General features: G+C 63.7%; 20 protein-coding genes. 12 read left to right on the forward strand and 8 right to left on the reverse strand.

Annotated features, from left to right (window positions below):
• The first annotated feature begins 170 nt into the window (after nt 1-170).
• Nucleotides 171-623: a hypothetical protein gene (locus AAW51_RS02225; protein ID WP_157359577.1), complete on the forward strand. Its 453-nt coding sequence runs from the start codon at nt 171-173 to the stop codon at nt 621-623.
• A 430-nt stretch (nt 624-1,053) separates the two neighbouring features.
• A complete protein-coding gene (locus AAW51_RS28850) occupies nt 1,054-1,488 on the forward strand; it encodes a hypothetical protein (RefSeq protein WP_083438011.1) in 435 nt (144 codons plus the stop codon).
• Between the two features lie 33 nt (nt 1,489-1,521).
• On the opposite strand, the gene AAW51_RS02235 is transcribed toward AAW51_RS28850, so the two are convergent.
• Together AAW51_RS02235 and AAW51_RS29670 are read right to left on the reverse strand one after the other, a co-directional pair.
• Nucleotides 1,522-1,959, reverse strand: a complete 438-nt coding sequence (locus AAW51_RS02235) for a hypothetical protein (RefSeq protein WP_053013264.1) — start codon at nt 1,957-1,959, stop codon at nt 1,522-1,524.
• A gap of 42 nt (nt 1,960-2,001) precedes the next feature.
• On the reverse strand, nt 2,002-2,370 hold the full coding sequence (locus tag AAW51_RS29670; protein WP_157359578.1) for a hypothetical protein: 369 nt from the start codon (nt 2,368-2,370) through the stop codon (nt 2,002-2,004).
• Nucleotides 2,371-2,600: 230 nt separating this feature from the next.
• Between AAW51_RS29670 and AAW51_RS02240 the strand changes: the two genes are divergently transcribed.
• From AAW51_RS02240 to AAW51_RS02250, 3 genes are all read left to right on the forward strand, one after another.
• The gene (locus tag AAW51_RS02240) at nt 2,601-3,239 is read left to right on the forward strand and encodes an MEDS domain-containing protein (RefSeq protein WP_047193317.1); all 639 of its coding nucleotides are present in this window, start codon (nt 2,601-2,603) and stop codon (nt 3,237-3,239) included.
• Nucleotides 3,236-6,553: a PAS domain S-box protein gene (locus tag AAW51_RS27765; protein ID WP_053013265.1), complete on the forward strand. Its 3,318-nt coding sequence runs from the start codon at nt 3,236-3,238 to the stop codon at nt 6,551-6,553. The genes AAW51_RS02240 and AAW51_RS27765 overlap by 4 nt, the downstream gene beginning before the upstream one ends.
• 347 nt (nt 6,554-6,900) lie before the next feature.
• Nucleotides 6,901-8,016: a glycoside hydrolase family 19 protein gene (locus AAW51_RS02250; RefSeq protein WP_238947737.1), complete on the forward strand. Its 1,116-nt coding sequence runs from the start codon at nt 6,901-6,903 to the stop codon at nt 8,014-8,016.
• Between the two features lie 360 nt (nt 8,017-8,376).
• Here the strand turns inward: AAW51_RS02250 and AAW51_RS31480 are convergent, their stop codons facing one another.
• Entirely contained in the window at nt 8,377-8,526 is a 150-nt protein-coding gene (locus tag AAW51_RS31480; protein ID WP_470273304.1) for a hypothetical protein, read from the reverse strand.
• Nucleotides 8,527-9,128: 602 nt separating this feature from the next.
• Here AAW51_RS31480 and AAW51_RS02260 point away from each other — a divergent pair.
• Together AAW51_RS02260 and AAW51_RS28860 are read left to right on the forward strand one after the other, a co-directional pair.
• On the forward strand, nt 9,129-9,971 hold the full coding sequence (locus tag AAW51_RS02260) for a hypothetical protein (RefSeq protein ID WP_047193319.1): 843 nt from the start codon (nt 9,129-9,131) through the stop codon (nt 9,969-9,971).
• A 290-nt stretch (nt 9,972-10,261) separates the two neighbouring features.
• Entirely contained in the window at nt 10,262-10,660 is a 399-nt protein-coding gene (locus tag AAW51_RS28860; RefSeq protein ID WP_083438012.1) for a VOC family protein, read from the forward strand.
• Nucleotides 10,661-10,805: 145 nt separating this feature from the next.
• On the opposite strand, the gene AAW51_RS02265 is transcribed toward AAW51_RS28860, so the two are convergent.
• Nucleotides 10,806-11,696, reverse strand: a complete 891-nt coding sequence (locus AAW51_RS02265) for a LysR family transcriptional regulator (protein ID WP_047193320.1) — start codon at nt 11,694-11,696, stop codon at nt 10,806-10,808.
• A gap of 104 nt (nt 11,697-11,800) precedes the next feature.
• On the opposite strand from AAW51_RS02265, the gene AAW51_RS02270 reads away from it, so the two are divergent.
• Nucleotides 11,801-12,415, forward strand: a complete 615-nt coding sequence (locus AAW51_RS02270; RefSeq protein ID WP_047193321.1) for a nitroreductase family protein — start codon at nt 11,801-11,803, stop codon at nt 12,413-12,415.
• Nucleotides 12,412-13,251 carry an EamA family transporter gene (locus AAW51_RS02275; RefSeq protein ID WP_047193322.1) on the forward strand — a complete coding sequence of 280 codons (840 nt, stop codon included), beginning with the start codon at nt 12,412-12,414 and terminating at the stop codon, nt 13,249-13,251. Before AAW51_RS02270 ends, AAW51_RS02275 begins: the two co-directional genes overlap by 4 nt.
• A gap of 132 nt (nt 13,252-13,383) precedes the next feature.
• On the opposite strand, the gene AAW51_RS02280 is transcribed toward AAW51_RS02275, so the two are convergent.
• Nucleotides 13,384-16,062, reverse strand: coding sequence for an ATP-binding protein (locus AAW51_RS02280; protein ID WP_053013266.1), 2,679 nt, complete (start codon nt 16,060-16,062; stop codon nt 13,384-13,386).
• 429 nt (nt 16,063-16,491) lie between these two features.
• Here AAW51_RS02280 and AAW51_RS02285 point away from each other — a divergent pair, with 429 nt between their 5' ends.
• Together AAW51_RS02285 and AAW51_RS29675 are read left to right on the forward strand one after the other, a co-directional pair.
• The gene (locus AAW51_RS02285) at nt 16,492-17,016 is read left to right on the forward strand and encodes a hypothetical protein (protein ID WP_157359579.1); all 525 of its coding nucleotides are present in this window, start codon (nt 16,492-16,494) and stop codon (nt 17,014-17,016) included.
• 51 nt (nt 17,017-17,067) lie between these two features.
• Nucleotides 17,068-17,376 carry a hypothetical protein gene (locus AAW51_RS29675; protein WP_157359580.1) on the forward strand — a complete coding sequence of 103 codons (309 nt, stop codon included), beginning with the start codon at nt 17,068-17,070 and terminating at the stop codon, nt 17,374-17,376.
• An 88-nt stretch (nt 17,377-17,464) separates the two neighbouring features.
• On the opposite strand, the gene AAW51_RS02290 is transcribed toward AAW51_RS29675, so the two are convergent.
• The 3 genes from AAW51_RS02290 to AAW51_RS29680 all read right to left on the reverse strand — a co-directional run bounded on the left by AAW51_RS02290 (nt 17,465) and on the right by AAW51_RS29680 (nt 19,214).
• Nucleotides 17,465-17,932 (reverse strand): SRPBCC family protein, encoded by a 468-nt coding sequence (locus tag AAW51_RS02290; RefSeq protein ID WP_053013267.1) that lies wholly within the window; start codon nt 17,930-17,932, stop codon nt 17,465-17,467.
• Nucleotides 17,933-17,997: 65 nt separating this feature from the next.
• Nucleotides 17,998-18,501 carry a hypothetical protein gene (locus tag AAW51_RS02295; RefSeq protein WP_047193324.1) on the reverse strand — a complete coding sequence of 168 codons (504 nt, stop codon included), beginning with the start codon at nt 18,499-18,501 and terminating at the stop codon, nt 17,998-18,000.
• A 110-nt stretch (nt 18,502-18,611) separates the two neighbouring features.
• Nucleotides 18,612-19,214 (reverse strand): hypothetical protein, encoded by a 603-nt coding sequence (locus AAW51_RS29680; RefSeq protein WP_157359581.1) that lies wholly within the window; start codon nt 19,212-19,214, stop codon nt 18,612-18,614.
• Between the two features lie 30 nt (nt 19,215-19,244).
• Here AAW51_RS29680 and AAW51_RS02300 point away from each other — a divergent pair, with 30 nt between their 5' ends.
• Nucleotides 19,245-23,333, forward strand: coding sequence for a CheR family methyltransferase (locus AAW51_RS02300; RefSeq protein WP_047197301.1), 4,089 nt, complete (start codon nt 19,245-19,247; stop codon nt 23,331-23,333).
• Nucleotides 23,334-23,850: the final 517 nt, after the last annotated feature.

Raw genomic sequence — 23,850 nt, forward strand, 5'->3', positions numbered from 1 at the left:
GCTTGATAGAGAGCGTGGCATCACGCTTCGGTGAGCCGAGACAGAGAAGACCGTTTCGATCGCGCCAGAGTCCGGGGTCGCGCCAGTTGCAGCGTGAGCCGCTTGACGGTGGCATGCTATGAGCCCCGCGGCACGTTACGCTGCCGGTCTTCTCATTCACGGTCGACCTCATGAAAGTCCCAACCTCTGCCCTTCTGGGCGTTCTTACCGCTGCGCTACTTCCGTCTTTGACATTCGCCCAGTCCTCGCCGACCATCGGCGAGCCCCGCGAACTGTCCATGGGCTTCCAAGAAGCTGCACCACCGGCTCCAGGCGCCTTCCAGCTGAAGTTTGTCGGCTATCACGACACTCGCTGCCCTTCCGACGTCCAGTGCGCTGTGGCCGGTGAAGCAAGGGCCTTCTTCTGGCTCACCGGGGAGAACATCAAACCGCAAGTGGTGGTGTTGCCGTGGAGCGGCGGTGAACAGGGCTGGAAGCACGCCGCCCGGGCTGGCGCGTACGAGATCCGTTTGCTATCGCTGGAGCCACGGCCGATGCTCAGCAGGCCGGTCGCGCCGACCGAATACAAGGCTGTCGTCGCGGTACGCTCGCGCCGAACGATCAAGGCGTCCACAGCACCATGAGACGTAAGCACTGCATCGAACGGACAGCACACGGCAAGGCGATCCGGACTCACGTCTGCGTTCAAACGATCGGGCGGTCAATCGGTTGGACCGTCGATCGGCTCCTGACGCTCGGTCGCTTCCCGGCGAAGGGGGTCTTCGATGCTGCCGAGGCAGGTGGGGGCCTTGCGCCGCTCGAGGAGACGACAGGCCCTTGCAGTGCTCGCAAGCGCCATTGGGTACCTCTCAGGACCCTCGCCGAACCAGGGAGGCCCTGGCAGTCCATATACGTTGGCGCTTTCGATCGAACCGGCTCCACCCTCGCAGGGGCTAGCATCGCCGTCCAATCGTTCACAAACATGAAGGTCCCGCCAGGCCCTCCCCCTCGTGGCACGTCGATGCAGATCGATGTGGTCCGGTTGGTGCTGGACATCGGATCTCGGGAGTCATAGTGTCACAGGTCCTGCTCGAGGGGTACACGGTCGATGAGATTCTCGAACTGCCCAACGATGAACTCGAAGCAATCGTTCTCCGCGATGAGCCCCTCGTGTTCAAGGCCGGCACCGCAAATCTGCTTGGCAGGTTCAAGGTCGCTGCCGACACGCTCGTGATGGAACTCGCACATGTTGATGGCGGAGGCGAAGGTGCATTGCCGAGCCTTGCGTCGTTGGCTCGTCAATACGCCCTACGAGAAGGTCTTTCGTTCATCGAGTGGCGCGTCCATGCGGTTCACTGCGCAAGGCCGAACCTCAAGCTGCGACGTGTCCTGGAGCGCAGAGGGTTCACCGTGCAGGACCTCCCAGGCACTGGCGAGTGCTATCGGCTGCGGATTTCGATGAATGGCATGCAACCTGAAGATATGGGTCGCCCCGAGCCAACGCGTTGACGAACAAGGTTAGCCCGCTGGGATCGCGCAGATTCAGTCAAGGAGCTTCCAGCTCAACATATAAGAAGGTCCGGACGGTCCATATTGCATCTCCCGATGGATGGCAACCAACTGCGCTACTGCGCGTTTGGCCTGCACGGGCACCGCGGTCCGACTTTGATCGAGAAGCGCTTCGAGCTCATCCCATCTCGCATTGCGGCCACCGTGTCCGGGGTGGGTCTCGGTGGCTGCCTTGCCGGACCGGTACAAGACATTCCATTCCACGAAGATGCCCCACTGCTCGATTTCAAGTTCGAGTACCTGCTTGTCAACGGGCCAGACCAAGAACGTGTCGAGGTAACGGCCTTCGTCATCATCGAAGAGCGATTTGAAGCGATGAGGTACTCCATTGATGTCCGCAATGCCTTCGCGGGGGCCGTCGTACCAATCATTCTCTACGTAGACCCTCTCGGGCGGACCGTACCGAATCATGCTTGAACCTTGGAGTGAGCGGCCTGACGTTCCATCGGCTGATCATGAGCAGGACAGGCCGCCTTGTCCTCGTTGTTCCGACAAACGGTGTTCGCCACGACGATGAATGAAAGAGATATCGGAGGCGCCAGCGATAGAACCAGGATTTTCGACAGAGAGCGCAGATGTCGCCAGTGAGGAGGTAGACACGCTGGCGGCCGCCGCGCGAGCGCCATGGCCGACGCTGGCGACCTGCAGTAGAGGTATGGACCGGCAGGGCGCCAAGACATCGCCATGCCCGGTGTTGAAGCGCTCGACGAAGCGGCGCTTGAACTGCAGCTGTCCGGTCAGTGGCGCGGCATGACCGATGCGAACCACTTGCACCGACGAACAACCGGCAAGCCCCACCAACGCGACGAGCGTGGCGGCCATCACTCCTTGACTCATGCAGCCTCCAATTGCAAAAACGTGGTCTCGTCAGCATCGCCGTCAAGCAGACAATTCCATTGTTGAAATCTGCGGCGGTATGAGGGGTTTGGGGTCAACGGCCGTCGAGCGCAGCGTGAGCACGCCGGCGGCCGTCATTTACACCGCACCCGCAGCGCATGCAACCCAGTTCTCTACAATCAAAAACCGCATTGCATTTCACATAGGAGGCCCGCATGCTCAATTCGAAGGAACCTCGACTTGCCGGGTCGGTTTTGAGCCGCTCTTGTCACGTCTGCGCCTTTTTCCATTCCAAGGAAGAGGAGTACCGAGTGCTCATGCCTTTCATCAAAGAAGGGTTTGAGAACGGCGACCGGGCCTTTCACGTGGTGGACGCAAAGCGTCGGAATGACCACCTGCAGCGGCTGGCGAGGGAAGGCATCGATGTGGTCGACGCCGAGAGCCGGGGCCAGTTGGAGGTGCGCCGCTGGGACGAGGCCTACATCAAGGACGATCACTTCGACCAGTACCGGATGATCCAGACGATCAAGGACGCGCTGGACCCCGACAAGAAACCGCCGGGCAAGCTGACGCGCCTCGTCGCCAACATGGAATGGGCCCTCGAGGACCTGCCCGGAGTACATGACATCGTCGAGTACGAAACTCGGCTGAACCAGGTGTTGCCGGAGTACCATGACCCCGTTGTTTGCACCTACGACCTCTCTCGCTTCGATGCCAGCGTCGTCATGGACATCATGCGAACGCATCCGATGGTCATCATCGGGGGCATCCTCCAAGAGAACCCCTTTTACGTTCCGCCCGACGAGATGCTGAAGGAACTCGCAGAGCGAGCGTCAGACCGAGCAGCTGAATGAGTGTGGAGCGTGCCGAAGTCGCAGAAGGCCTTTCCAGCGATCCCTCCAGCATCGCGCGGGAAGAGAACCGCCGGCTTCGGCGGACCATGCGGGATCTTGTCGCGCTCTCGACCTTGCCTGCCGTCTGGAGCGGACTTGGCGGCAAGGACATCGCCAGCAGCTTGAGCGAAGTCCTGCTGAACACCCTGTCGCTCGATCTCGTTTATGTGCGATTGCGCGAGCGCTCGCGGACGGGGTTGGTCGAAGTCCTTCGCAGCAGGCCCAGCCAAGATCCTCGACGCGCAGCAGCGGCGAAAGCGTCGCTCGCCACCCTGCTCGACGACAGTCGTGACGACCCGCCGCAAACGATAGCCGACCCCTTCGGACTCGGCACACTCCGCGTGGCGGTCATCCGCTTCGGTGTCGGGGCGGACCACGGCGCGCTCGTGGCGTGCTCACGCAGTGCCGATTTTCCAACCGAACGCGACAGATTGCTGCTCGGCGTCGGCGCCAACCAGACCGCCATCGTCGTGCAACGCCGCCAAGCCGAGGATCAGGTCGACGAGCAACGCGAATGGCTGCGCGTGACGCTGGCGAGCATCGGCGACGCTGTCATCGCCACGGATATCGAAGGCCGGGTCACGTTCCTGAACAATGTCGCCGAGGGGCTGACCGGTTGGACGCGGGACGAGGCCGAAGGCAAGCCCCTGGAGGCGGTGTTCCGCCTTGTGGACGAGTCGACCCGGCGCCCCGCCGAAAGCCGCGTCGACAAGGTGCGACGAGAAGGTGCTGTCGTTGGCATGGCCACGAGCGCCGTGCTGATCGCAAGAGACGACAGCGAGCGCCCCGTAGACGACTCAGCCGCGCCGATCCGAAATTCAGCCGGCGACATCATCGGCGTCGTGATGGTCTTCCGCGACGCCACCGAGCAGCGTCGGGCGGAACAGCACCGCAATGCCCGCCTGGCCATCACCCAGGCCTTGAACCAGTCGTCGACGGTACAAGAAGCGGCTGCCAGCGTCCTGCAAGCGGTTTGCGAGAGCCTTGCTTGGGACGCCGGGTTCTTCTGGTTTGCCAACGACCGGACGGACCGCCTCGAATGCGGGGCCTACTGGCACCGCCCCGGATTGCCTTTGGCGGCCTTTGTGTCGGAAAGCTGCAGCCGGGGGTTTGCAAGCGGCGAAGGGTTGCCGGGGCGCGTGTGGTCGACCCAGCAGCCGGTGTGGATTTCAGAGCTGGCGCAGGACGACAACTTTCCGCGGCATGCCGTCGCCGCGCAGGACGGTTTGCGTTGTGCCTTCGCGTGCCCCGTCGTCATCGGTGAGCGCACGCTGGGGGTGGTTGAGTTCTTCATGCAGCGCAGCCGGGAGCCGGACCCCGATCTCCTGGAGATGATGGCAACCGCTGCGGGCAGCATCGGCCAGTTCATAGAGCGGAAGTCCGCCGAGGACGAACTGCGGCGCAGTGAGGCGGAACTGGCCGAGTTCTTCGAGAACGCCACGGTCGGGCTCCACTGGGTCGGACCCGACGGCAAGGTCTTGAGGGTCAACCGCGCCGAGTTGGAGATGCTCGGCTACAGCAAGGAAGAGTACGTCGGCCACCCTGTCGCCGACTTCCATGCGGACGACGACGTCATTTGCGACATCCTCGCCAAGCTCAATGCCGGTGTGAGGTTGACCGAGTACCCGGCGCGCTTGCGGTGCAAGGACGGCACCGTCAAGCATGTGCTGATCGACTCCAGCGTGCTGTGGAAGGACGGCCGGTTCATTCACACGCGCTGTTTCACGCGAGACATCACCGAGCGCACGCTTGCCGAGGCCGCGTTGGCCGACGCGCGCGCTCGCTTGGAAGCCGCGCTTGAGGCGGGTGCGATCGCGACCTGGACATGGGATATCCCCCACAACCTGCTCTTTGCCGACAGCAAACTCTCGCAGCTCTTCAACCTGCCGCCAACCGACGGCAACGGGGCCGTGCTGGGCCGGTATCTACAGTCTGTCCACCCAGATGACGTCCCCCGGATCATGGCCGCGCTCGACCGTGCCATCGCGACCGGTGAGCCCTATGAAGCGGACTACCGCATCCTGCAGGAGGACGGATCGGTGCGCTGGGTCACCGCCCGTGGCCGGGCCGAATGCGACGCGGCCGGCCGTGCCGTCCGCATGCCTGGCGTGCTGGTCGATATCACCGAGCGCAAGCTCCTGGAGGAGGCACTGCGCGACGCCGATCGTCGCAAGGACGAATTCCTTGCGACGCTCGCCCACGAGCTGCGCAACCCGCTCGCACCGATACGCAACTCGCTGGAGATCCTGAAGAGGCCGGGGGTCGATGCGGTGTCGCAGCAGCAGTCCAAGGCCATGATGGAACGCCAGGTGCACCATCTGGTGCGCCTCGTCGACGACCTCATGGACGTGTCCCGCGTCATGCGCGGAAGGATCGAGCTTCGCAAGGAGCCGGTGGAACTGGCCAGCGTCATCGCCCGTGCGATCGAGACCGTCCAACCGCTCATCGAGACACACAGGCACTGTCTCGAACTGTCGCTTCCGCACGAATCGCTGCTCGTCGATGCCGATGGTGTCCGGCTCACACAGGTGCTGTCCAACTTGTTGACGAACTCCGCCAAGTACACGGAACCGAACGGGCACATCCGGCTGTCTGCGGCCCGAGAGGGCGGTCTGGTGGCCTTGCGGGTGCGCGACGACGGCATCGGTATCTCAGCCGAGATGCTGCCCCACATCTTTGAACTCTTCGTCCAGGTGGACCATACCTCTACAAAAGCGCAGGGCGGGCTGGGCATCGGGTTGACCTTGGCAAAAAACCTGGTGCAGATGCACGGCGGCTCCATCGAGGCCCACAGTGCAGGACTTCGAAGGGGCTCCGAGTTCGTGGTGCGCTTGCCCCTCATGGTGCAGCAGCTGCCCGATGCCGGAGCGGACACCTTGGAGGGGCAGGCCGTTCCCGAAGAAGCGGCCACCTGTTCGGGCCATCGCCTGCTGGTGGTGGACGACAACGGCGATGCAGCGCTGAGCCTTGCCATGCTGTTGCGCTTGCAAGGGCATGACGTGAGAGTCGCTCACGACGGGCCTTCTGCTTTGGCACTCGCCACCGCCTACCATCCCCACATGGTGTTCCTCGACATCGGCATGCCCGGCATGGACGGGTACGAAGTCGCGCGCCGTCTGCGTCAGCAGCCGGGATTGGAGGGCATCGTGCTGGCGGCACTGACCGGCTGGGGTCAGCAGCAAGACCGGCGACGCACCGCCGAAGCCGGATTCGATCACCACCTCGTGAAGCCGCCGGAGGCAGAGGCACTTGAGAGTCTGCTGAAGGCGCTGTAGCGCTGGCTCTTGAACGGGGTTGGCGTGCTGCCGGGCACGCGTGACAAGAACGCCTGCGCCGGCTGCCCTGAGCGGAGCACTTCCGCCGCCGCGTTGAACGCCCCCACAAGCCCCAGGACACGAACTGCCCCACGGCCGGCCGGCGGCGGCCGTTGGTGGGCATGGACGAGGAGGTCAGCGAGCGGCTGGACGTCATGCCGTCGGAGTCGAACGACTCCATTTCGATAGCCGGTTCGCAAGCGCCGACAAGCGGTGACTCACTTCTGCGAAAGACCTTTCTAATAGCGGCCTATCCCCCGCCTTGCGGGTCCACCGTCGACGCAGCAACGAATGCAGAGAGGAACCCCTTGAAGATCCACGCAAAACGTTGGATGGCCTGCCTCGCCGTCCTGGCGGCGCCCGTGCTCGGCCATGCCCAGTCCTGCACCGCCCAAACCTGGCAGCACGGTGCGACGTACCGCCTCGGCGACGTCGTGCGCCACAGCAACGGCAACTACTACAAGGTGGTCAATGTCGGTGCCAACGGCAGCGACTACACCGACCCGACGATCAGCACCTGGTACTGGCAGCCGACCACCTGCAGCAGCAACGGCGGCGGCGGCAGCACCGGGGGTGGCAGTGGCGGCACCTGCAACGCGGTGACCTGGCAGCAGGGCTCGACCTACCGCCTCGGCGACGTCGTGCGCTACACCAACGGCAACTACTACAAGGTGGTCAACGTCGGCGCCAACGGCAGCGACTACACCGATCCGACGATCAGCACGTGGTACTGGCAGCCCACCTCCTGCGACGGCAGTGGCGGGGGCGATGGTGGCGGCGATGGTGGCGGCAACCCAGGTGGTGGCGGCTCGTTCATCGTCAGCGAGGCCCAGTTCAACTCGATGTTCCCCGGCCGCAACCCGTTCTACACCTACAGTGGCCTGGTCAACGCGCTGTCGGCCTACCCGGCGTTCGCCAACACCGGCAACGACACGCAGCGCAAGCAGGAAGCCGCGGCCTTCCTCGCGAACATTGCGCACGAGTCCGATCGGCTGCGCGCGACCCGCGAGTACAACCAGGCCAACTGGCCGCATTACTGCAGCACCGACTGGGGCAACACCTGCGCGCCCGGCCAGCAGTACTACGGTCGCGGCCCGATCCAGCTGAGCTGGAACTACAACTACAAGGCCGCCGGCGACGCGCTCGGCATCAACCTGTGGGCCAACCCGGACCTCGTCGCCACCGACGCGACGATCGCGTGGAAGACCGCGATCTGGTACTGGATGACGGGCACCGGCTCGGCCGGCATGACACCTCATGCCGCGATCGTCAACGGCCACGGCTTCGGCATGACCATCCGCGCGATCAACGGCGCCCTTGAATGCAACGGCGGGCGGCCCGACCAGGTGCAGACGCGCATCAACTTCTACAACAGCTTCACGCAGATCATTGGTGTGTCGCCCGGCGGCAATCTCGGCTGCTGAAGATCCCTGTACGTGACAAGCCCCGCCTCTTCGGAGGCGGGGCTTTTCTTTTTGCTGACCGACTAGACAGCTGTCAGTACCCAGCCGTTTCACCTTGAAGCCGTGTTGAGGTGTCGCAAGGTGCCCGTGGGCCTCTCGAATACAAGGAGCGCCGGCCTCATGGCGCCTTGGGCGGTCTGCTTCCGCGGCAGTTCCGGCGCACGACCACATCCGCCCCCAACGCCAGTTGTGGAAGGTTTGCTGGACGGGGCCGCATTGACCACCAGACTGAACGCTGGTGAGGGCTGCCGGCGGGTGAGGTCGTACAGGCGATAGCCCGCGGACAGCGGGCACCGGTCCTCCAGCACGCGCACCAAGCTTCTATCCGACAGATGGGGGGGCCAGTTCATCCTCGGGCAGCAGCGTGATGCCTACCCGGGCCAGCGCCGCGTCGACCTGCGACGGCACGGTGTTGAAGATCAGCAGACCGTCGACCCCAGGTTCACCTGCGTGCCGCGCGCGCAGTTCCACACATAGACGCCACCCGAGCTCTGCATGCGCTGGTTGATGCAGCGGTGTCCGGTCGCGGCCCGTCACGCGCCGGGAACGCTGCGGGTGCGACTTCCGGATAGAACCGAGGACGTGGCGCCGCTGCCACGCGGCGGGGGAAAAAACGGGCCGTCATGAGCGGGGCGATGACGGAGTGGAAAAGCAAGCAAATCAGTGCTGACTGGGCGAGGATCGACCAGAAAAGCTAGGCGACGCTGAATCCGCTTCGAATGCAGCGGCCATCACCCTGAATGAAATTGGCCAGACCCGACAGAAGGGCGGCGTTTCATCTCAGCAAAAAATGGAAAAACTTCACACGTACTCGGTGGCGCTGCTGCTATCTTCCCGGCGGCTGATATCTCGCGGCGCGGCTCGCACGCTCGTTTGGCGCTTCGGCTTGTTCCTGACAAGCACGCCTTGACGGTATGCCGAGCCGTCGAATCGAGAGACGGCAGTCGTCGGCATCCAACCGTCATCGAGGCTCCTGGCATCGGCAGGAGGTTCTTCAATGTGCGGCTGCACAAGTTCAACAAGACCGACCGGGTGATGCCCAGAGAAAACCAAGAACGAAGGAGAGATTTGAGATGAGACGCCTATTCGAAAACCTCAGCATCGCGCTCTGCGGGCTGGTGACCTCACTCCTGGTGGCAGTGGCGGATGTCGCGATTGCCCGCATGACCAGCATCGACATCTTCACTTTCTTTGTGTGGCTCGTGGTCCCGGTCGGAGCCTTGATGACCGGCCTTGTCGCTGCGTCGGGCTATTACTTCGGCGCCCTCTATTTCCATAAGAGACCCACTTTGGCCTTGCTGCTCCAGATGGTGGTCATCGCCGGCGTCACGCAATGGCTCATCTACTGGCTAGGCTATGCCACCTCGGTGCTCGACGACGGTCGCAAGATTGCCGATCTCGTTTCTTTTCGCGATTACCTGGATGTGATCCTGACCAAGGCCCACTATCGGGTGGGGCATGCGCAAGCGGATACGGGTGAGGTCGGCACTTTCGGCTACTGGATCGCCGCTCTCCAGTTCGCAGGTTTTCTCGTGGGCGGGTTCTTCATCTATGCATTCCTGCGCAACAAACCTGTCTGCGCGCCCTGCGACAAGTACCTGCGGCGTCTGGCGAAAAGAACCAAGAAGTTCGCCGACGCAGAGGCCGCCAATGGCTACTACGAGCGCCTGTTCACGCTGCCTGTCGAGGGGCCGGACTTTGCCGCTCTCATACGCTCTGATGCCACCCTCCCCAAGGCCACAAAGGGCGCCGTTCACATCGACACGTCGTTGCTGGGTTGCCCTCAATGTAAGAGGCAGACGATCGAGGAAAAGGTGAAGGCCCACAACGGCGGCGAGTGGAAGGATGCGCCGCATCTCAGACGTCTGGTGAACCTCTCGGACACCGTGGATCTGTTGCCGGTATTCCGAAGCTAGCCTTGGCAGCGAGTAGGCCCCGCTTGGTGGGCCGCGGCGACGCGGCATACGCTGAGGGCAAGCACCTCATCGAGCGGAACAGAGTACGACTGGGGCGACCAGAAACGCGCTGGACTCGGTGTCGGTGAACCGTCCAATGCCTTCAAAGTCGGACGACGTGGTCGACCGGAGTTCAACTCCGTGAGCCAGCAGTTGCGCCAAAATGGAGAAGCGCATACACCCGGAATCGTCCCAAGGCCCATGTTTGCGGACCGGGACGCCCGCTCTGTTCTGCCATTCAAGGAAAAGACATGCTGAACCACGTCATGGTTGGGACGAACGACATCGAGCGCGCAAAGCGGTTCTACGATGCCGTTCTCCAAGTGCTTGGCGCCGGCGAGCCGTTTCGCAACATTGCAGCGTCTGGACACGTTCGGCTGTTCTATCGCCACAATGGAAGCACGTTCTGCGTCAGTCAACCGATCAATAATGAGCCGGCGACATGCGCCAACGGGAGCACTGTCGGATTCAAATGTGCATCGCCCGAGGTCGTACGTGCGTTCCACGACGCTGCCGTGGCACACGGCGGCACCTCTATTGAGGACCCGCCCGGTATGCGTGAAACCTCTTTGGGGCCCGGCTACTATCTCGCGTACGTCCGAGACCCCGATGGAAACAAGCTCTGCGCCATTCATCGCGCGGGTGCTTAGGGTCATGCTGCAGCCGGCACTCCCGCCCAACGGAACATGACCAGCGGCGCAACGGCACGAACGCATACCGAGTTTCGGGCGCTACACGGGGTGAGCGTGTGGTCAAGCAGGCAGGAGCGCATGTGCCGCTTCGTTGCGCTCGTCGTCAAGAGCCAGCGAACGCTTCTACAAGGAAATCGAGAAAAACGCGGATCTTTGGAGCGAGGTGCTGGCGAGACGGATAGACGGCGTAGAGCGTGGTTTCCACCGCGGCCCAGTCATCCAGTGCGGATTGCAGCCGTCCTTGCCGCAAGTCGGTTTCGACGTAGGGGAAGGGGATCAAGCTCAGCCCGAAGCCTTCGCGCAGCGCGTCGCGCACCGCAAGGCTCGATGTGACCGAGTAGCGGGCGTCGATGACCACCCGTTCGGCACGCCCGTCCTTGCGGAACTCCCATTGGTCCGCATGTCCTGAGAGCGTGAACCGAATGCAGTTGTGGGTCCGCAAGTCGGAAGGCGTCAGCGGCCTTCCGTGTGTTTCAAAGTAGGACGGTGCCGCACAGAGCACATGCGGCATGACGGCCAGCTTTCTGGCGATCATGCTCGAGTCCTCCAGGTTGTCCTGGCCGCGGATGGCCAGGTCGAACCCCTCGCGAATCAGGTCCACTCGCCTGTCGTCGAGATGGAGATCCAAGGTCAGCTCGGGGTAGCGCGACAAGAAGCGCGGAATCTGCGTCGAGAGCCTGGTGAGCGTGACGGTCGTGGGCGCACTGACACGCAAGGTTCCGCTCGGGCTCGTTCTGATCGGGCCCAATGCTTGGTCTGCCTCGGCCAGCGTGTCCAGGGCGCGCGCCACGTGCTCCAGATAAATCGTTCCCTCTTCGGTCAAGGCCATTCGACGTGTCGTCCGGTGGATCAACCGCGCGCCGACGTGCGCCTCCAACTCCGCAATGTTCTTGCTGACGGCGGCGGGCGACAGGCCGAGTCGCCGTCCGGCTTCGGCAAAGCTCTTCAGCTGAGCGACATGGCGAAACACCTGGAGGGCGGTATAGCGATCCATCGCACTATTCTCTCGCAGTGAACTATTTCTTTCGCAACCTGCGAGTTATCAACTCCGGATAAATTTTCTAGGCTACGCGGACGTCTTCAAACTCTGCGAGCCACATGAACCATCCCACCCTTGCGCTGATTGAACGGCGCGTGTCAGTCCATCAGTTCGACGCAGGCCATGCGTTGACGGACGCCGAAATCGAGACACTGGTGCGCCTCGCCACGCGTGCGCCGACGGCCTACAACCTTCAGAACTGGCGCTTCATTGCGGTACGGGCACCCGAGGCGAAGACGCGGTTGCGGCGCCTTGCGTATGGCCAGGCGAAGGTGTCCCAAGCCGCTGTCACCTTCATCATGTGCGGCGTCCTTCCTGATCACGCGGACATCCCGGGGCGACTGTCCGCTTTTATTGAAGCCGGCTTCATGCCGGCGGCGACGGCCTCGGGCTGGCAGGAAGGGGCTCGCGCGCAGTATGCCGATCCCCGGACGGCGCGCGACGAAGCCGTGCGATCGGCCACGCTCGCCGCCGCGACGCTGATCTTCGCTGCCGAAGCGATGGGCTGGGCTTCCGGCCCGATGAGTGGCTTCGATGCCCAAGGTGTGGCGCGCGAGTTCGGACTGGGGCGCAACCAGGTGCCGGTCATGCTTGTCGCGGTCGGCCGCCCGGGCCCTGGCAACTGGCCGCAGAAGCCCCGGCGACCGCTCGCAGAGGTGCTGGAATTCGCATGAAAACGAGTACTTCCGACCTGCTCGTGACCGCTGTCGCACCGATCATTTGGGGCAGCACCTATATCGTCACCACCGACTTCTTGCCGGGTTTCCCGCCCATGGCTGTTGCCATGCTTCGTGCACTGCCGGCAGGGCTGCTCTTGCTCTTGATCGTGCGACAACTGCCGGCGGGCATCTGGTGGCTGCGCACTTTCACGCTCGGCGCGCTGAACGTCTCGATCTTCCTGAGCATGCTGTTCATTTCGGCCTACCGGCTTCCCGGCGGGGTTGCCGCGACGGTGGCAGCCGTACAGCCGCTTCTGGTGGTTTTCTTGGCCTACTTCGTCCTTGCGAGCCCGGTCCGGGGTGCCGCCGTTGTGGCCGCTCTGTTGGGAGCCGCAGGTGTGGCGCTGCTCGTACTGACCGCCGGGGCACGGCTTGATCCGGTCGGCATCGTCGCAGGGCTTGCGGCCGCTGGCTCGATGGCCTGCGGCACCGTGCTGAGCCGCAAGTGGCAGCCGCCAGTGTCCTTGCTCACCTTCACTGCGTGGCAACTGACCGCTGGCGGGCTTCTTCTGGTTCCGGTGGTCTACATTCTCGAGCCCGCGATGCCCGTCCCGACCATCAGCCACCTGCTGGCACTGGCATGGCTCGGCCTGGTGGGAATGGCGCTGACCTATGTCCTGTGGTTGCGCGGCGTCGTCCGCCTGGACCCATCGGTGGTCTCGCCCCTGCTCTTGCTCAGCCCCGTAACGGCGGTGCTACTGGGCTGGTGGTTCCTGGACCAGACCCTCACCGGGCTGCAAATCGCCGGCGGCCTGCTCGTCGTGGGCAGCATCTGGCTCGGGCAACGATGACACCGAGGGTTGGGGCGCCAGCCCAAGGCACGAGGGGGGCGATTCGGCCTTCCACAGCGTCCGTTCGCCGGGACCGCAGGCCCCGTTTCTATGCGGCCAAGAAGTCCTGGTAAGGTTCCGTACGGAAGACGACTAGAAGTGCTCCCCGGGCAACGGTTCCGCAATCAACCGGTTCACCTCATCGGGGCTGAGCGGTTTGATGAGATAGGCGTCGAAACCGGCGCGCATGCCGCGTTCTACCGCGGGGGAGGTGCCGTATCCGGTGATCGCGATCAGGCGCACCTGGCCGGGGTGCAATTGTTCCCTGACGGCTTGTGCGACCTGGTAGCCGTCCAGCATGGGCAAACCGATGTCGATGAGCGCCACCTCCGGCCGCACGCGCAGGATCGTCTCTATGCCTGAGGGGCCGTCACACGCCTCATGCACTTCGTGGCCTTCCATTGCCAGCCGGGTGCGCAGGGCGATCCGGACGTCGTCATGGTCTTCCACGAGCACGATCCGGCGCCCTTGGCGGGCCTCGACGCGGAAGGTGGTGTCCGGTCTTGCAAGGTGCAAACGGTCGACGGCCGGCAGGCGCACGACAAATTCGCTGCCTTTGCCCGGGCCCTCGCTTGTCGCTTCGACAAATCCTCCATGCAACTGCACGATGCCTCGCACCAGGGTGAGTCCGATGCCCAAGCCGCCCTGGGCGCGGTCCAGAGAACGGCGTCCCTGGACGAAAACATCGAACACCCGGGGCAGCAAGTCCGCCTCGATCCCCAGCCCACTGTCGCGAACGCTCAGTACCGCGTGAGGGCCTTCCGGTCGCACGCAAATCGAGATCGTGCCGGGCGGTGGGGTGTACTTGATGGCGTTGCTGAGGAGATTGCTGACGACCTGATCGAGGCGGGTGCCGTCTGCCTCCACCTCGACAGAGGTCAGCGACAGCGTGAGCTGGTGACGCTCGCCGAGTCGACCCGTGGCGCGGAAGGTGGCGACGGTGCTGCGAACGACTTCGGCCAGGTCAAGCGGCGCGAGGTCCAGCATGATCTTGCCCATCGTCACGCGGCTTGCGTCCAGCAAGTCCTCGGTGAGCCGCGCCAGGTGGGCGACCTGGCGTCGAATGATGGCCCTGGTTTCGTTCGCCGTCTCGTTCTGCCGGACCGGATCGCTGCGTTCTAGCAGTTCCACGGCGGTCGATATCGCCGCCAGTGGATTGCGCAACTCATGCCCCAGCATGGCCAGGAACTCGTCCTTCGCTTTGCTGACCCTCTCGGCGTGCATACGCGCCTCGCGCTCGCGTTGCAGCAGCGTCTCGCGTTCTGCATGCGCGGCCTCCATGGCCACCGCCACCTGCCGGATCTCCGGCAGCGCCGTCCGCGGAGCCTGAGGCCGTGCTCCTTGGCCCAGCGCCCGTGCCATCTGCTCCAGCGCTCGCATGGGGCCAGTGATCGAGCGACCCACCCCTACCGCCGCGAGCAGCCCGAGCACCATCGATACGGTGATCGATGCCCCCAGGGCAGCGTAGGACCGAATGACGGCGCCATCGATTGCATCGCGGGGGATGCCGACCGCCGCGGCCCAGCCGGTGACCGCGGACCGGTAGAACGCGGTGTAGACCTGCAGGCCGTCCAGCGTCCTCGTCGGCGTCATGCCGACCTCTTCCCCTTCTTGCAGCAAGCGAAGCAAGTCGGGTGACGCGGGCTTGCCGACCCAATGACCGTGATCCCGAGATCGGGCGACGATGCGGTCTTGTTGATCAAGGATGACGACGACACTCGGTTCGGGGATCTGCTGCTGCTTGAGGACGTCGAGCATCGCGTCGGGCCGGACGATGGCCGTCAACACCAACGCGACCTCGCCGCGTTGCTGGACCGGGACACGCACGGCGAATGCATGCGCGCCGATGACCGGGTTGAAGACCACGACGCCGATGCGCGCTTGCCCGGTGCGCAGCGTCTCCGCCAACGACGCCGGCTCCACCACCGGAGGAAACTCCCGCCCGAGCGGCCATCGTGCATTCATCAAGTGGTGCACCGAGGGATCGATCAACACGAGGTTGGCCCAGTGCGGCCGCCGTGCCAGCAACGTTTTCGCCTCCTCGTGAAGGCCGGCGTAGTCCCTCGCCGCCAGGCGCGGGCTCGCGGCCAGCGCGTCGAGCGAGGCGATCGAGGTCATCAGTTGGGAGTCCACCGCCGAAGCCAGCGCCCGGGCCGTGTCGGAGACCGCTTCCAGGAGATCTCGCCTTTGGGTCAAGGCGTCGTGGAGCAGGATGGCGAAGGACAGCAGGGCCAAGGGCAGCAGTCCGACGAACACGACGAGAAACAAGCGCCGCTCCAGCGAGCCGAGGCAGACCCGGCGGCGGGCGCGCGGACCCGCATTGCGGCGACTGCCCGGCGCCCGGCTCAGCGCGCGTCGGCCTTCAAAGCCGTCGTTGCCCTCGCCGCTGTTTGCAGCTTGCGGCTGCCACGACCCCTCTTCCTGAATCTCGGTGCAGGTGCCGACCCATTTGACGACGCGACCGTTGGTACTCTTGACGGGCGCGCCCTCCATCCGGCACCAGCGGTACTCGCCGTCATGTCGGCGCACGCGCACCCTGACGTCGAACCGGTGCAGGCCTTGGGTCGCCAGGCTCTTCTGCCATTGCTGCTGCAGGTCGTCCCGATCTTCGGGGTGGAAGCAGCGAAGCGCGTCGGCCCCGCAAGGACTGCCGGCTTCCTCGCCGATGTACTGACACCAGGAGGGGCTTCCATAGCAATTCTCTCCCCTGGAGTCGGTCTCCCAGACCGCTTGCAGCCGGTCATGATCGGTCGTCACATCGTTCCTCGGCATGCAACAGCTCAGTCGCGGGCGCATCGGGGCTGAACTTCGTTCAACGCCGGGAAACAGGAGGCGCGAACGGCGCCGTGGTATGCGGGCTCGAGTTTCTAGGCTCCCTACACCTTAGTCCTGGCGCGTGCGGGCCGCCACCTCAACGCAGACCAACGTGAGGCGGCCTTGGACCTGGAGATGTTCGCGAGGTATCAGGCTGGCCTGGGCGCCATCCAGCGTCGCTCCCCCGGGCCTATACGCCGGTCGGGGGGATGGAGAATCGGCGGTCGGACAGACGTGACGGCCGAGCCGATGTCGGCCTGAACTTTGCGGTTGCAGGCAGACAAATGAGCACGATTTGAGCGACGCCTCGCGGCGGCCACGCTAGACTGCGCCGCGTCATACAGCCCAACAGCACGCGAGGGGTCGGAGATGCGCTTGGTGGTCTTGTTGGCGACGCTGCTCGGCGTTGCCTGGTATGCCTTTGTGGTGAGCGCCAAGTTGGACGAGCGCGCAGTGCTCGCTCACTACGAAGCGCAGCGTCACGCCGTGTTGAGCCGGGACCCGGAGGCACTATGCCGTCTGCTCGGCTCGAAACTGCAAGCTCGCGTGCAGACCCGCATGTCGGGCATCACGGAAACCGCGACCGTCGACAAAGAACAGGCCTGCGAACTGCTGCGGCAGCAACAGCTCTTTTTCGAAGACGTCGGCGACAAGGCTGGCGGGATGCTGACGATCGAGTATGAGCAGCAGGTGCGCCGTATCGATCTGGCCGCCAATGGCAAGAGCGCGACCGTCGAGGTGGTCAGCACTTTGAAGATGGGCGAGACTTTCATGCAGATCTTGAGTACCTCGACCGAACGACTCGAACGCTGGCTGGGGCGCGTCCAAGTCGTCGACATGGAGGTCCAGAACCGGGTCCACTGGAGACCGGGTGCGCTGGCCGATCCGCAAAAGTACTTTATTGCGCGGTGAAGCGACTCGGGGGGCTCGCATGCCGGGAAGTCGCTTTCATTCGATGACACCATGAAAACTCCGCAGCAGAAGAAGCGACTCAGCTACGCGAAAGATCGCCGCAACAGCTTTGGTGAAAATAGCAAGGCTTCCCGTAAGGGGGTCCCCCTCGCCAAGGCGCGCGCGAATCGATCGGAACGGCACGCACAAGATCATTTGCTCGCACAGTCGCGTGGCGTGCAAACCCATGAAGAGCTGGCCGCGGTGGAGGTTCAGGTTCGCTCGACAAAGCCTCGGCAGTGGCGCAAATCGGCAGACGTATCCTTGGGCGAGGTGCTTGCGCGTCGGCGCCAGAGGCAAGCTGAGAGTGACCGTTCGTGACAGTCTTTCGGGGACCGTTTACAGAGCGGCCTCCTGGTGACCTCGCCGCCTAACGTTCGGCATGAGAGGGTCAAGCGTCGTCCCTGGGCTAGACCACACGGCGGACCTCGGCCGCAAGGCGGCTGAGATTCTGCTCGTTCGCCTCGAGGACGAACTTGGCGATCCGATCTCGATGTTCCGCAGTATCGAAAACTTGGCGCCAACCGACCAAGGTCTGATCACCCTGTGCGATGAACTCGATGGTCATGACGAAGTGGTGCCCTTCGGAGAGGTGTTCGAAGACGACGCGCTCTGGAGCGACCACCTCTCTGAACACGCTCTCGTTCGGGTAGTCCGTGCCGTCCGGCCCATGCATCACGAAGCGCCAAGTTCCGCCTGGACGAAACTCGAAAACCTCGAACGTGTTCGAAAAGCCGTTCGGGCCCCACCACCGAGCGAGGTGGGCCGGTTCGGCAAATGTCTGGAAGACGCGCTCCTGCGGCGCGTCGATGAGCCGCGAATGGACGAACTCGCGGTCCGCGGTGGATTCGGGGTGGTTCGACACGGTGTTGTTCATGGACGGCGCCTCTCAGGTGGGTTGGGCACTGCGTAGCATTTCGTCTTGCGGTGGTTAGGGAAGGGTCAGCCCACCTTCTCTTCGCCGGCCACAAACCAACGCGTTGCGACGATCAGCAGGCCGAGCAGACCCAGCGCAAGACAGGCTGTGTGCAGAACCCCGAGCGAGATGACGCCTAACAGCGCATTGCTTGTACTGAACGGCCACAGCGGCTGAATGTCCTGGTGCATGACGCTGTCCAGCGCCGCGTGTGTGTAGGCGCCGAGGGCCGCCCCCACAAGCACCTGCTTGTGCATGAGACTGCGCCAACCAAGCAAGTTGGGGAGCCAGAACCTGCGCGCGAACCATTGGCACGCTAGAAACAGGAGGCCCGTGGCTGCAATCACCAGCGTGGCTCCCAGGTAGGTGTGGAAGAAGGCGTGTACGGGATGCTGGCGATAGACCAGGTTGTAGAGCGACTCAAGGTCGATGAGCACGTTCGCGGCGCAGAACGACAGAAAGCTGACGTGACGGGGTGCGACTGATTGCAGCAGTGCGCCGGGGCCAAAGTGGAACGGTGTGATGGGCATGGTGCGAAGGGGCGGTCATGTTGATCTCGGGCGACAGGTTTGCGCCGTAGCGGAGGACATGCTGCGCGAGATCGTTGTCGATCCGCGTAATGTGCATGATGAACCCGGCTTCAGCCGTCGGCTGCCACGAAGCGGATCGGCAGGTGCACGGCGATGAGGCGGTTCGTGTCGTCGCCTCCCCACTCGATCATCTTCTTCTGGGTATCGGCGTCCCGGGAATCGTTGAGCTTGTGCTCCTTGACCAAGGTCGGCTTGCTCGCCTTGTTGCAAGCCTGCTTGCGCGAGTTGCCGAATACGAGACCGAACGGCAGCTCAGCCGTGGTCGCTTGCGAGTGGCAGCCGCGCGGCGGACTCCTACCCTTCGTCAGATAACCAACTCCTGCAAACAGATTAGAGGGAGCTTTTGGGTCGGAGCAAGAAGAAGTCCTTTCCCGACAAGGACTTGGGCGTGTGTGGGACAGGATGGTTGCAAACCGAGCGCGGCAGGGAACGTGCATTGCTTGCTCATTGTCGAGCGCGATCGAGGCGACCGAATGGACTGCCTGAAGCGTCGCGTTCCATGCGACCAGGAGCCGTTCGGTCCTGAAGCACCGCCGTGTAGAGCGGCGCATAATCAAAACGGCGGCTCGCTCGATTGCCGAGGGCAAGAGAAGGTCAAGCGCACATTCTTTGGCTTGGCTTCCTTTCAGCTTTGCCGCCCGCAGGAAGTTCAAGTGACGCAGTCATCCTACCCAGAAGAGACCATGCAGGAAGATGTGCGCGTGACGCGTACATCTGCGCTCTCTTTCCCGGTCGTCGGTATTGGCGCATCTGCCGGCGGGATGGCCGCCGCGGTGCAGTTGTTCGAGCACATGCCCGAGAACTCCGGCATGGCGTTTGTCGTGATTCTGCATCTCTCGGCCGAGCACGAGAGCCACGCCGCCGGGATACTCCAACGGACGACTTCCATGCCGGTGATCCAGGTCACCGAGACGATCGCGATCCAGGCCAACCACGTCTACGTCATCGCGCCGGGGCTCCATCTTTCCATGGACGATGGGCATCTCGTCTCGAATGTCCTGGATCGGCCCCGTGGCAGGCCGGTCGCCATCGACCTCTTCTTTCGAACGCTGGCCAACGCACACAGGGAACGTGCGGTGGCGGTCGTGTTGTCCGGCACCGGCTCCGACGGGGCCGTCGGGTTGGGGGACATCAAAGTGCAGGGCGGTGTGGCGATCGCCCAGGCTCCGCGAGACGCGGAGTATCCCGGCATGCCGGAGGCCGCGATTGCCGCGGGGCGTATCGACTTCATTCTGAGCGCGCCCGAGATCGCCGCCAAGCTGGTCGAGCTTTGGGAAAACGCCAAGAAGATCGAACTACCGGATGCCGAGGCCCTGGAGATCAGGGCGTCCGAGCCGACCGGTGCCACCGCCGCGGCCGCCGCCGAGGTGGCCTTGCAGGAAGTGATGGCCATCCTCTCTGCGCGCACGAGCAATGACTTCCGACACTACAAGCGCGGCACCGTGCTGCGTCGGATCGAGCGCCGTTTGCAGGTCACCCGTCAACACAATCTCCGGGCGTACCGGGACTACCTGGAAGTCCATCCGCAAGAGGCCGGGCACCTGTTGCAGGACATGCTCATCAGCGTCACGTCCTTCTTCCGTGACCACGACGCCTTCGAGGCCCTGGAGCGGGAACTGGCCGCCACCGTCTTCGAGCGCCACCCCTCTCCCCGGCAAGTGCGTGCCTGGGTCGTCGGCTGCGCCACCGGCGAAGAGGCGTACTCGCTCGCCATGCTCCTGAACGATCAGGCGCCCACCACCGGACCCCGCACGTCGATCCAGGTGTTCGCGACCGACATCGACGACCGCGCCTTGACGGTGGCCCGGGCCGGTGTGTACCCCGAGGCGATCGTTGCCGATGTGGCACCCACCCGCCTGAGCCAGTACTTCGAGAAAGAGACAGGGGCCTACCGGATCAGAAAGGGGCTGCGCGAGCAGATCCTGTTCGCGAGCCACAACGTCGTGCGCGATCCTCCTTTCTCGCGGGTGGACGTCATCAGCTGCCGCAACCTGCTGATCTACCTCGAGCGTGAGGTTCAGGTGCAAGTGCTGGAGGCCTTCCATTTCGCGCTCAATCCGGGCGGGCTGCTTTTTCTGGGGAGTGCGGAGTCGGCTGATTTTTTGTCCGACCGCTTCACGGCGGTCGACAAGAAGCACCGGATCTATCGAGCCAAAGCGGTCCGCTCCGTGCGTGGCACCCTGTCGCCGCCGCGTTTTCCGTTGCCCCCCGCGATCGACACGGCGACCTATGCATCACCCCCACTGGCGCACTTGCACCAGCGCATGCTCGAGGAGCGCGGGCAGGCCAGCCTGGTGGTCGATGCTCACCACAACATTTTGCACACCAGCCAAGGGGCATCGCGCTACCTTCGGCACGTCGAGGGGCTGCCTTCGCAAAACCTGCAGCAAGTCGTGCTGCCCCAGCTGGCGTCGGCTCTCATGCCTGCCTTGCTGCTCGCTTCCAGCGCTGGCAAACGAGTGGCCGCCAAGCCCGTGACCATCGACGCAGACCACGGGCCTATCGTGGTGCAGATGACCGCCCTGGGCGCCGGCATAGGCATCAAGAGCGGCCAGTTGCTCGTGCTGTTCGATGAGGCCGACGTGAGCCTGAGTGTGGCAAATGCCACTGACCCCGACGGTACGGACCCGGCCGTGGCCGTGCTGGAACGCGAAGTCAGACGGTTGCAGGAGCAGTTGGATGGCTCCCGGGACGACTCGACAGCGTCTGGAGAAGCGCTTCGGGCTTCCAATGAGGAGCTGCAGTCGATCAACGAGGAACTGCGCTCGGCGACGGAGGAGTTGGAGACGAGCAAGGAGGAACTGCAGTCGGTGAACGAGGAGCTCACGACCGTGAACTTCGAGCTCAAGAGCAAAATCGAGGAGACGGCCAAGGTCAACGATGACTTGAGCAACCTGATCACTTCGATGAACATCGCCACGGTGTTTGTCGACCGGATGATGCGCATCAGGGGGTTCACGCCCCTGGCGACCAGCGTCTTCAACATCCGCACCGCCGACGTCGGGCGCTCGCTGCAAGATCTCACCCATCGCCTGTCGCACGACACGCTCGCTGATGACGTTCAGCGCATGTTGACCACCTTGCAACCAGTGGAGCGAGAGCTGGCCGCGACGGACGGCCGCTGGTACATGATGCGGATCTCGCCCTACCGCACCGAGGATGACCGTATCGACGGTGCCGTCCTCAACTTCATCGACGTCACGGTCCGGCGCATGGCGCAGGAGCAATTGCGTGCACGCGATGAACGGCTGCGACTGGTCGCGGAGAGTACCAGAGACTACGCGGTTGTCACACTCGATGCGTCCGGCCACATCACCGGGTGGAACAAGGGGGCCGAACTGATGTTCGGCTACCAGACGAACGAGGTTCTCGGCGTCTACTTCGGCTTGCTGTTTGTCCCGGAGGACCGGGCTGCGGGGCAGCCGGAGCGGGAGCTTCGCGAGGCCAAGCAGAGCGGACGGGCCGCGGACGAACGCTGGCATCTGCGCAAGGACGGCAGCCGCTTCTATTGCAGTGGCATCACCACGCCATTGCTCGAGGGTGAGGTCGAAGGCTTTGCCAAGATCGCCCGCGATTTGACCGAGCGCCAGTTGCTCGAGAAGCAGCGCGAAGAGCTGCTGCAGGCCGAGAAGCAAATCCGCCGACAGCTTGAAGCCGCGAGTGCGGCGCGCAGCGAGTTTCTGGCGGTCATGTCGCACGAACTGAAGAACCCGCTCAATCTCATCTTGATGAGTTCGGAGTTGCTGGGCCGTGCGCCGACCGTGCGTTCAGATCCGAGGCTGGCACGCTCGGTCGACACGATACGCAGAACCGTGCAGGGCCAATCTCAAATCATCGACGACCTGCTCGACTTGTCGCGACTGCACACCGGCAAGATGGCGCTGAACCGCACTGCCGTTCAATGGCGCCCCATCATCGAGAGAATCGTCGATGCGCTGCGCGGAGAGGCCGATTTGAAACGGATCACCCTGACCGTCAACGCAGAGGACCTGACGGTCTACGCCGATGTGGTGCGGGTGGAGCAGATCGTCTGGAACTTGATGAGCAATGCCATGAAGTTCACACCGGACGGCGGCGCGGTGATGGTCGGTCTGACCCGAGAGTCCGGTATGGCCGTACTCGAGGTGCAGGACACCGGCCGGGGCATTGAACCGCAGCATCTCGGAATCGTTTTCGACATGTTCGAGCAATGTGTCGCCAGGGCCTCCACGCGCAGCGATGGTGGCCTCGGCATCGGCCTGGCCTTGGTGAAGAGCCTGACCGAATTGCAGGGCGGCAGCGTGGAGGCCCGCTCCAAGGGGAAGAACCAGGGCGCGACCTTCACCGTGACCCTTCCCCTGTTCGAAGGCGGCAACATCGGCGATGCACGGTATGACGTGTCTCCGGTGCGCATCCTGCAGGACCAGCGCGTCTTGCTCGTCGATGACGACAGAGCCACCTTGGAGACCTTGGTGGACCTGTTGGAGTCGGAAGGAGCTTTGGTGGCCTCGGCGGCGAGTGCTCCGGCGGCGCTGGAAGAGATAAAGCGAGCGGACTTCGACTTGTTGATCTCGGATATCGGCATGCCGGGCATGAGCGGGCTGGAGCTGGTCGAGCAGTTGAGACAAATGCCCAACGGAAAGGGCGTGGCGGCGATCGCCGTGAGCGGCTTCGTTTCAACCGAGGACAAGAACAAGTCGGTCGCCGCCGGGTTCAACGCTCACCTCAACAAGCCGCTTTCACTCGATGAACTGGGCGAGGTGTTGCTGCGCTTGATGAGGCCGAGCGCGTAGCTCGGTGCTCAGGGACGTTCTCACCCGGCTGCACGCGTCCGAACCGCGACGTACGTCGCTCTCATGAGACGCGCGCACTGCATCGCCGGTGCCGTCGATCAGCCTGCTCCTGACGCAAGCGCTTGTCGTTGCACCCCGCCGCCCGGCGCCTCGTCTGTGCGCAAGTTCCGGGAATTCTTGGCGGCTGCAGGCCGCGCGTCGAGCCCTGCCGAGCAACAGAGCCTGGCCACGTGCTCAACCTCGAGCGGCGTGCCAGCCGCCCGCCCCCCGTGCGTCCAAAAAACCCTTACACGGCGGCCCGCCGCAGTGACAGCCCGCACCAAGCTGCGCTGATGTTGCCCAAACCCGATCGCGCCCAAAATTCTTCCTGTCGCAACGAGCATCCGACGCACAGACGCCAGTCTGTCACCGCTCGCTTTGCGGGGTAGAGGCAGTCCTGACATTGCGTCGCATCGACACCGCTCGATGCCATTGCCTGAAACGCGTTCCCCCGCTGTTCCCGCCTGCTCTGCCTGTC

This window comes from Caldimonas brevitalea, from assembly GCF_001017435.1.
GTDB lineage: Bacteria > Pseudomonadota > Gammaproteobacteria > Burkholderiales > Burkholderiaceae_C > Caldimonas > Caldimonas brevitalea.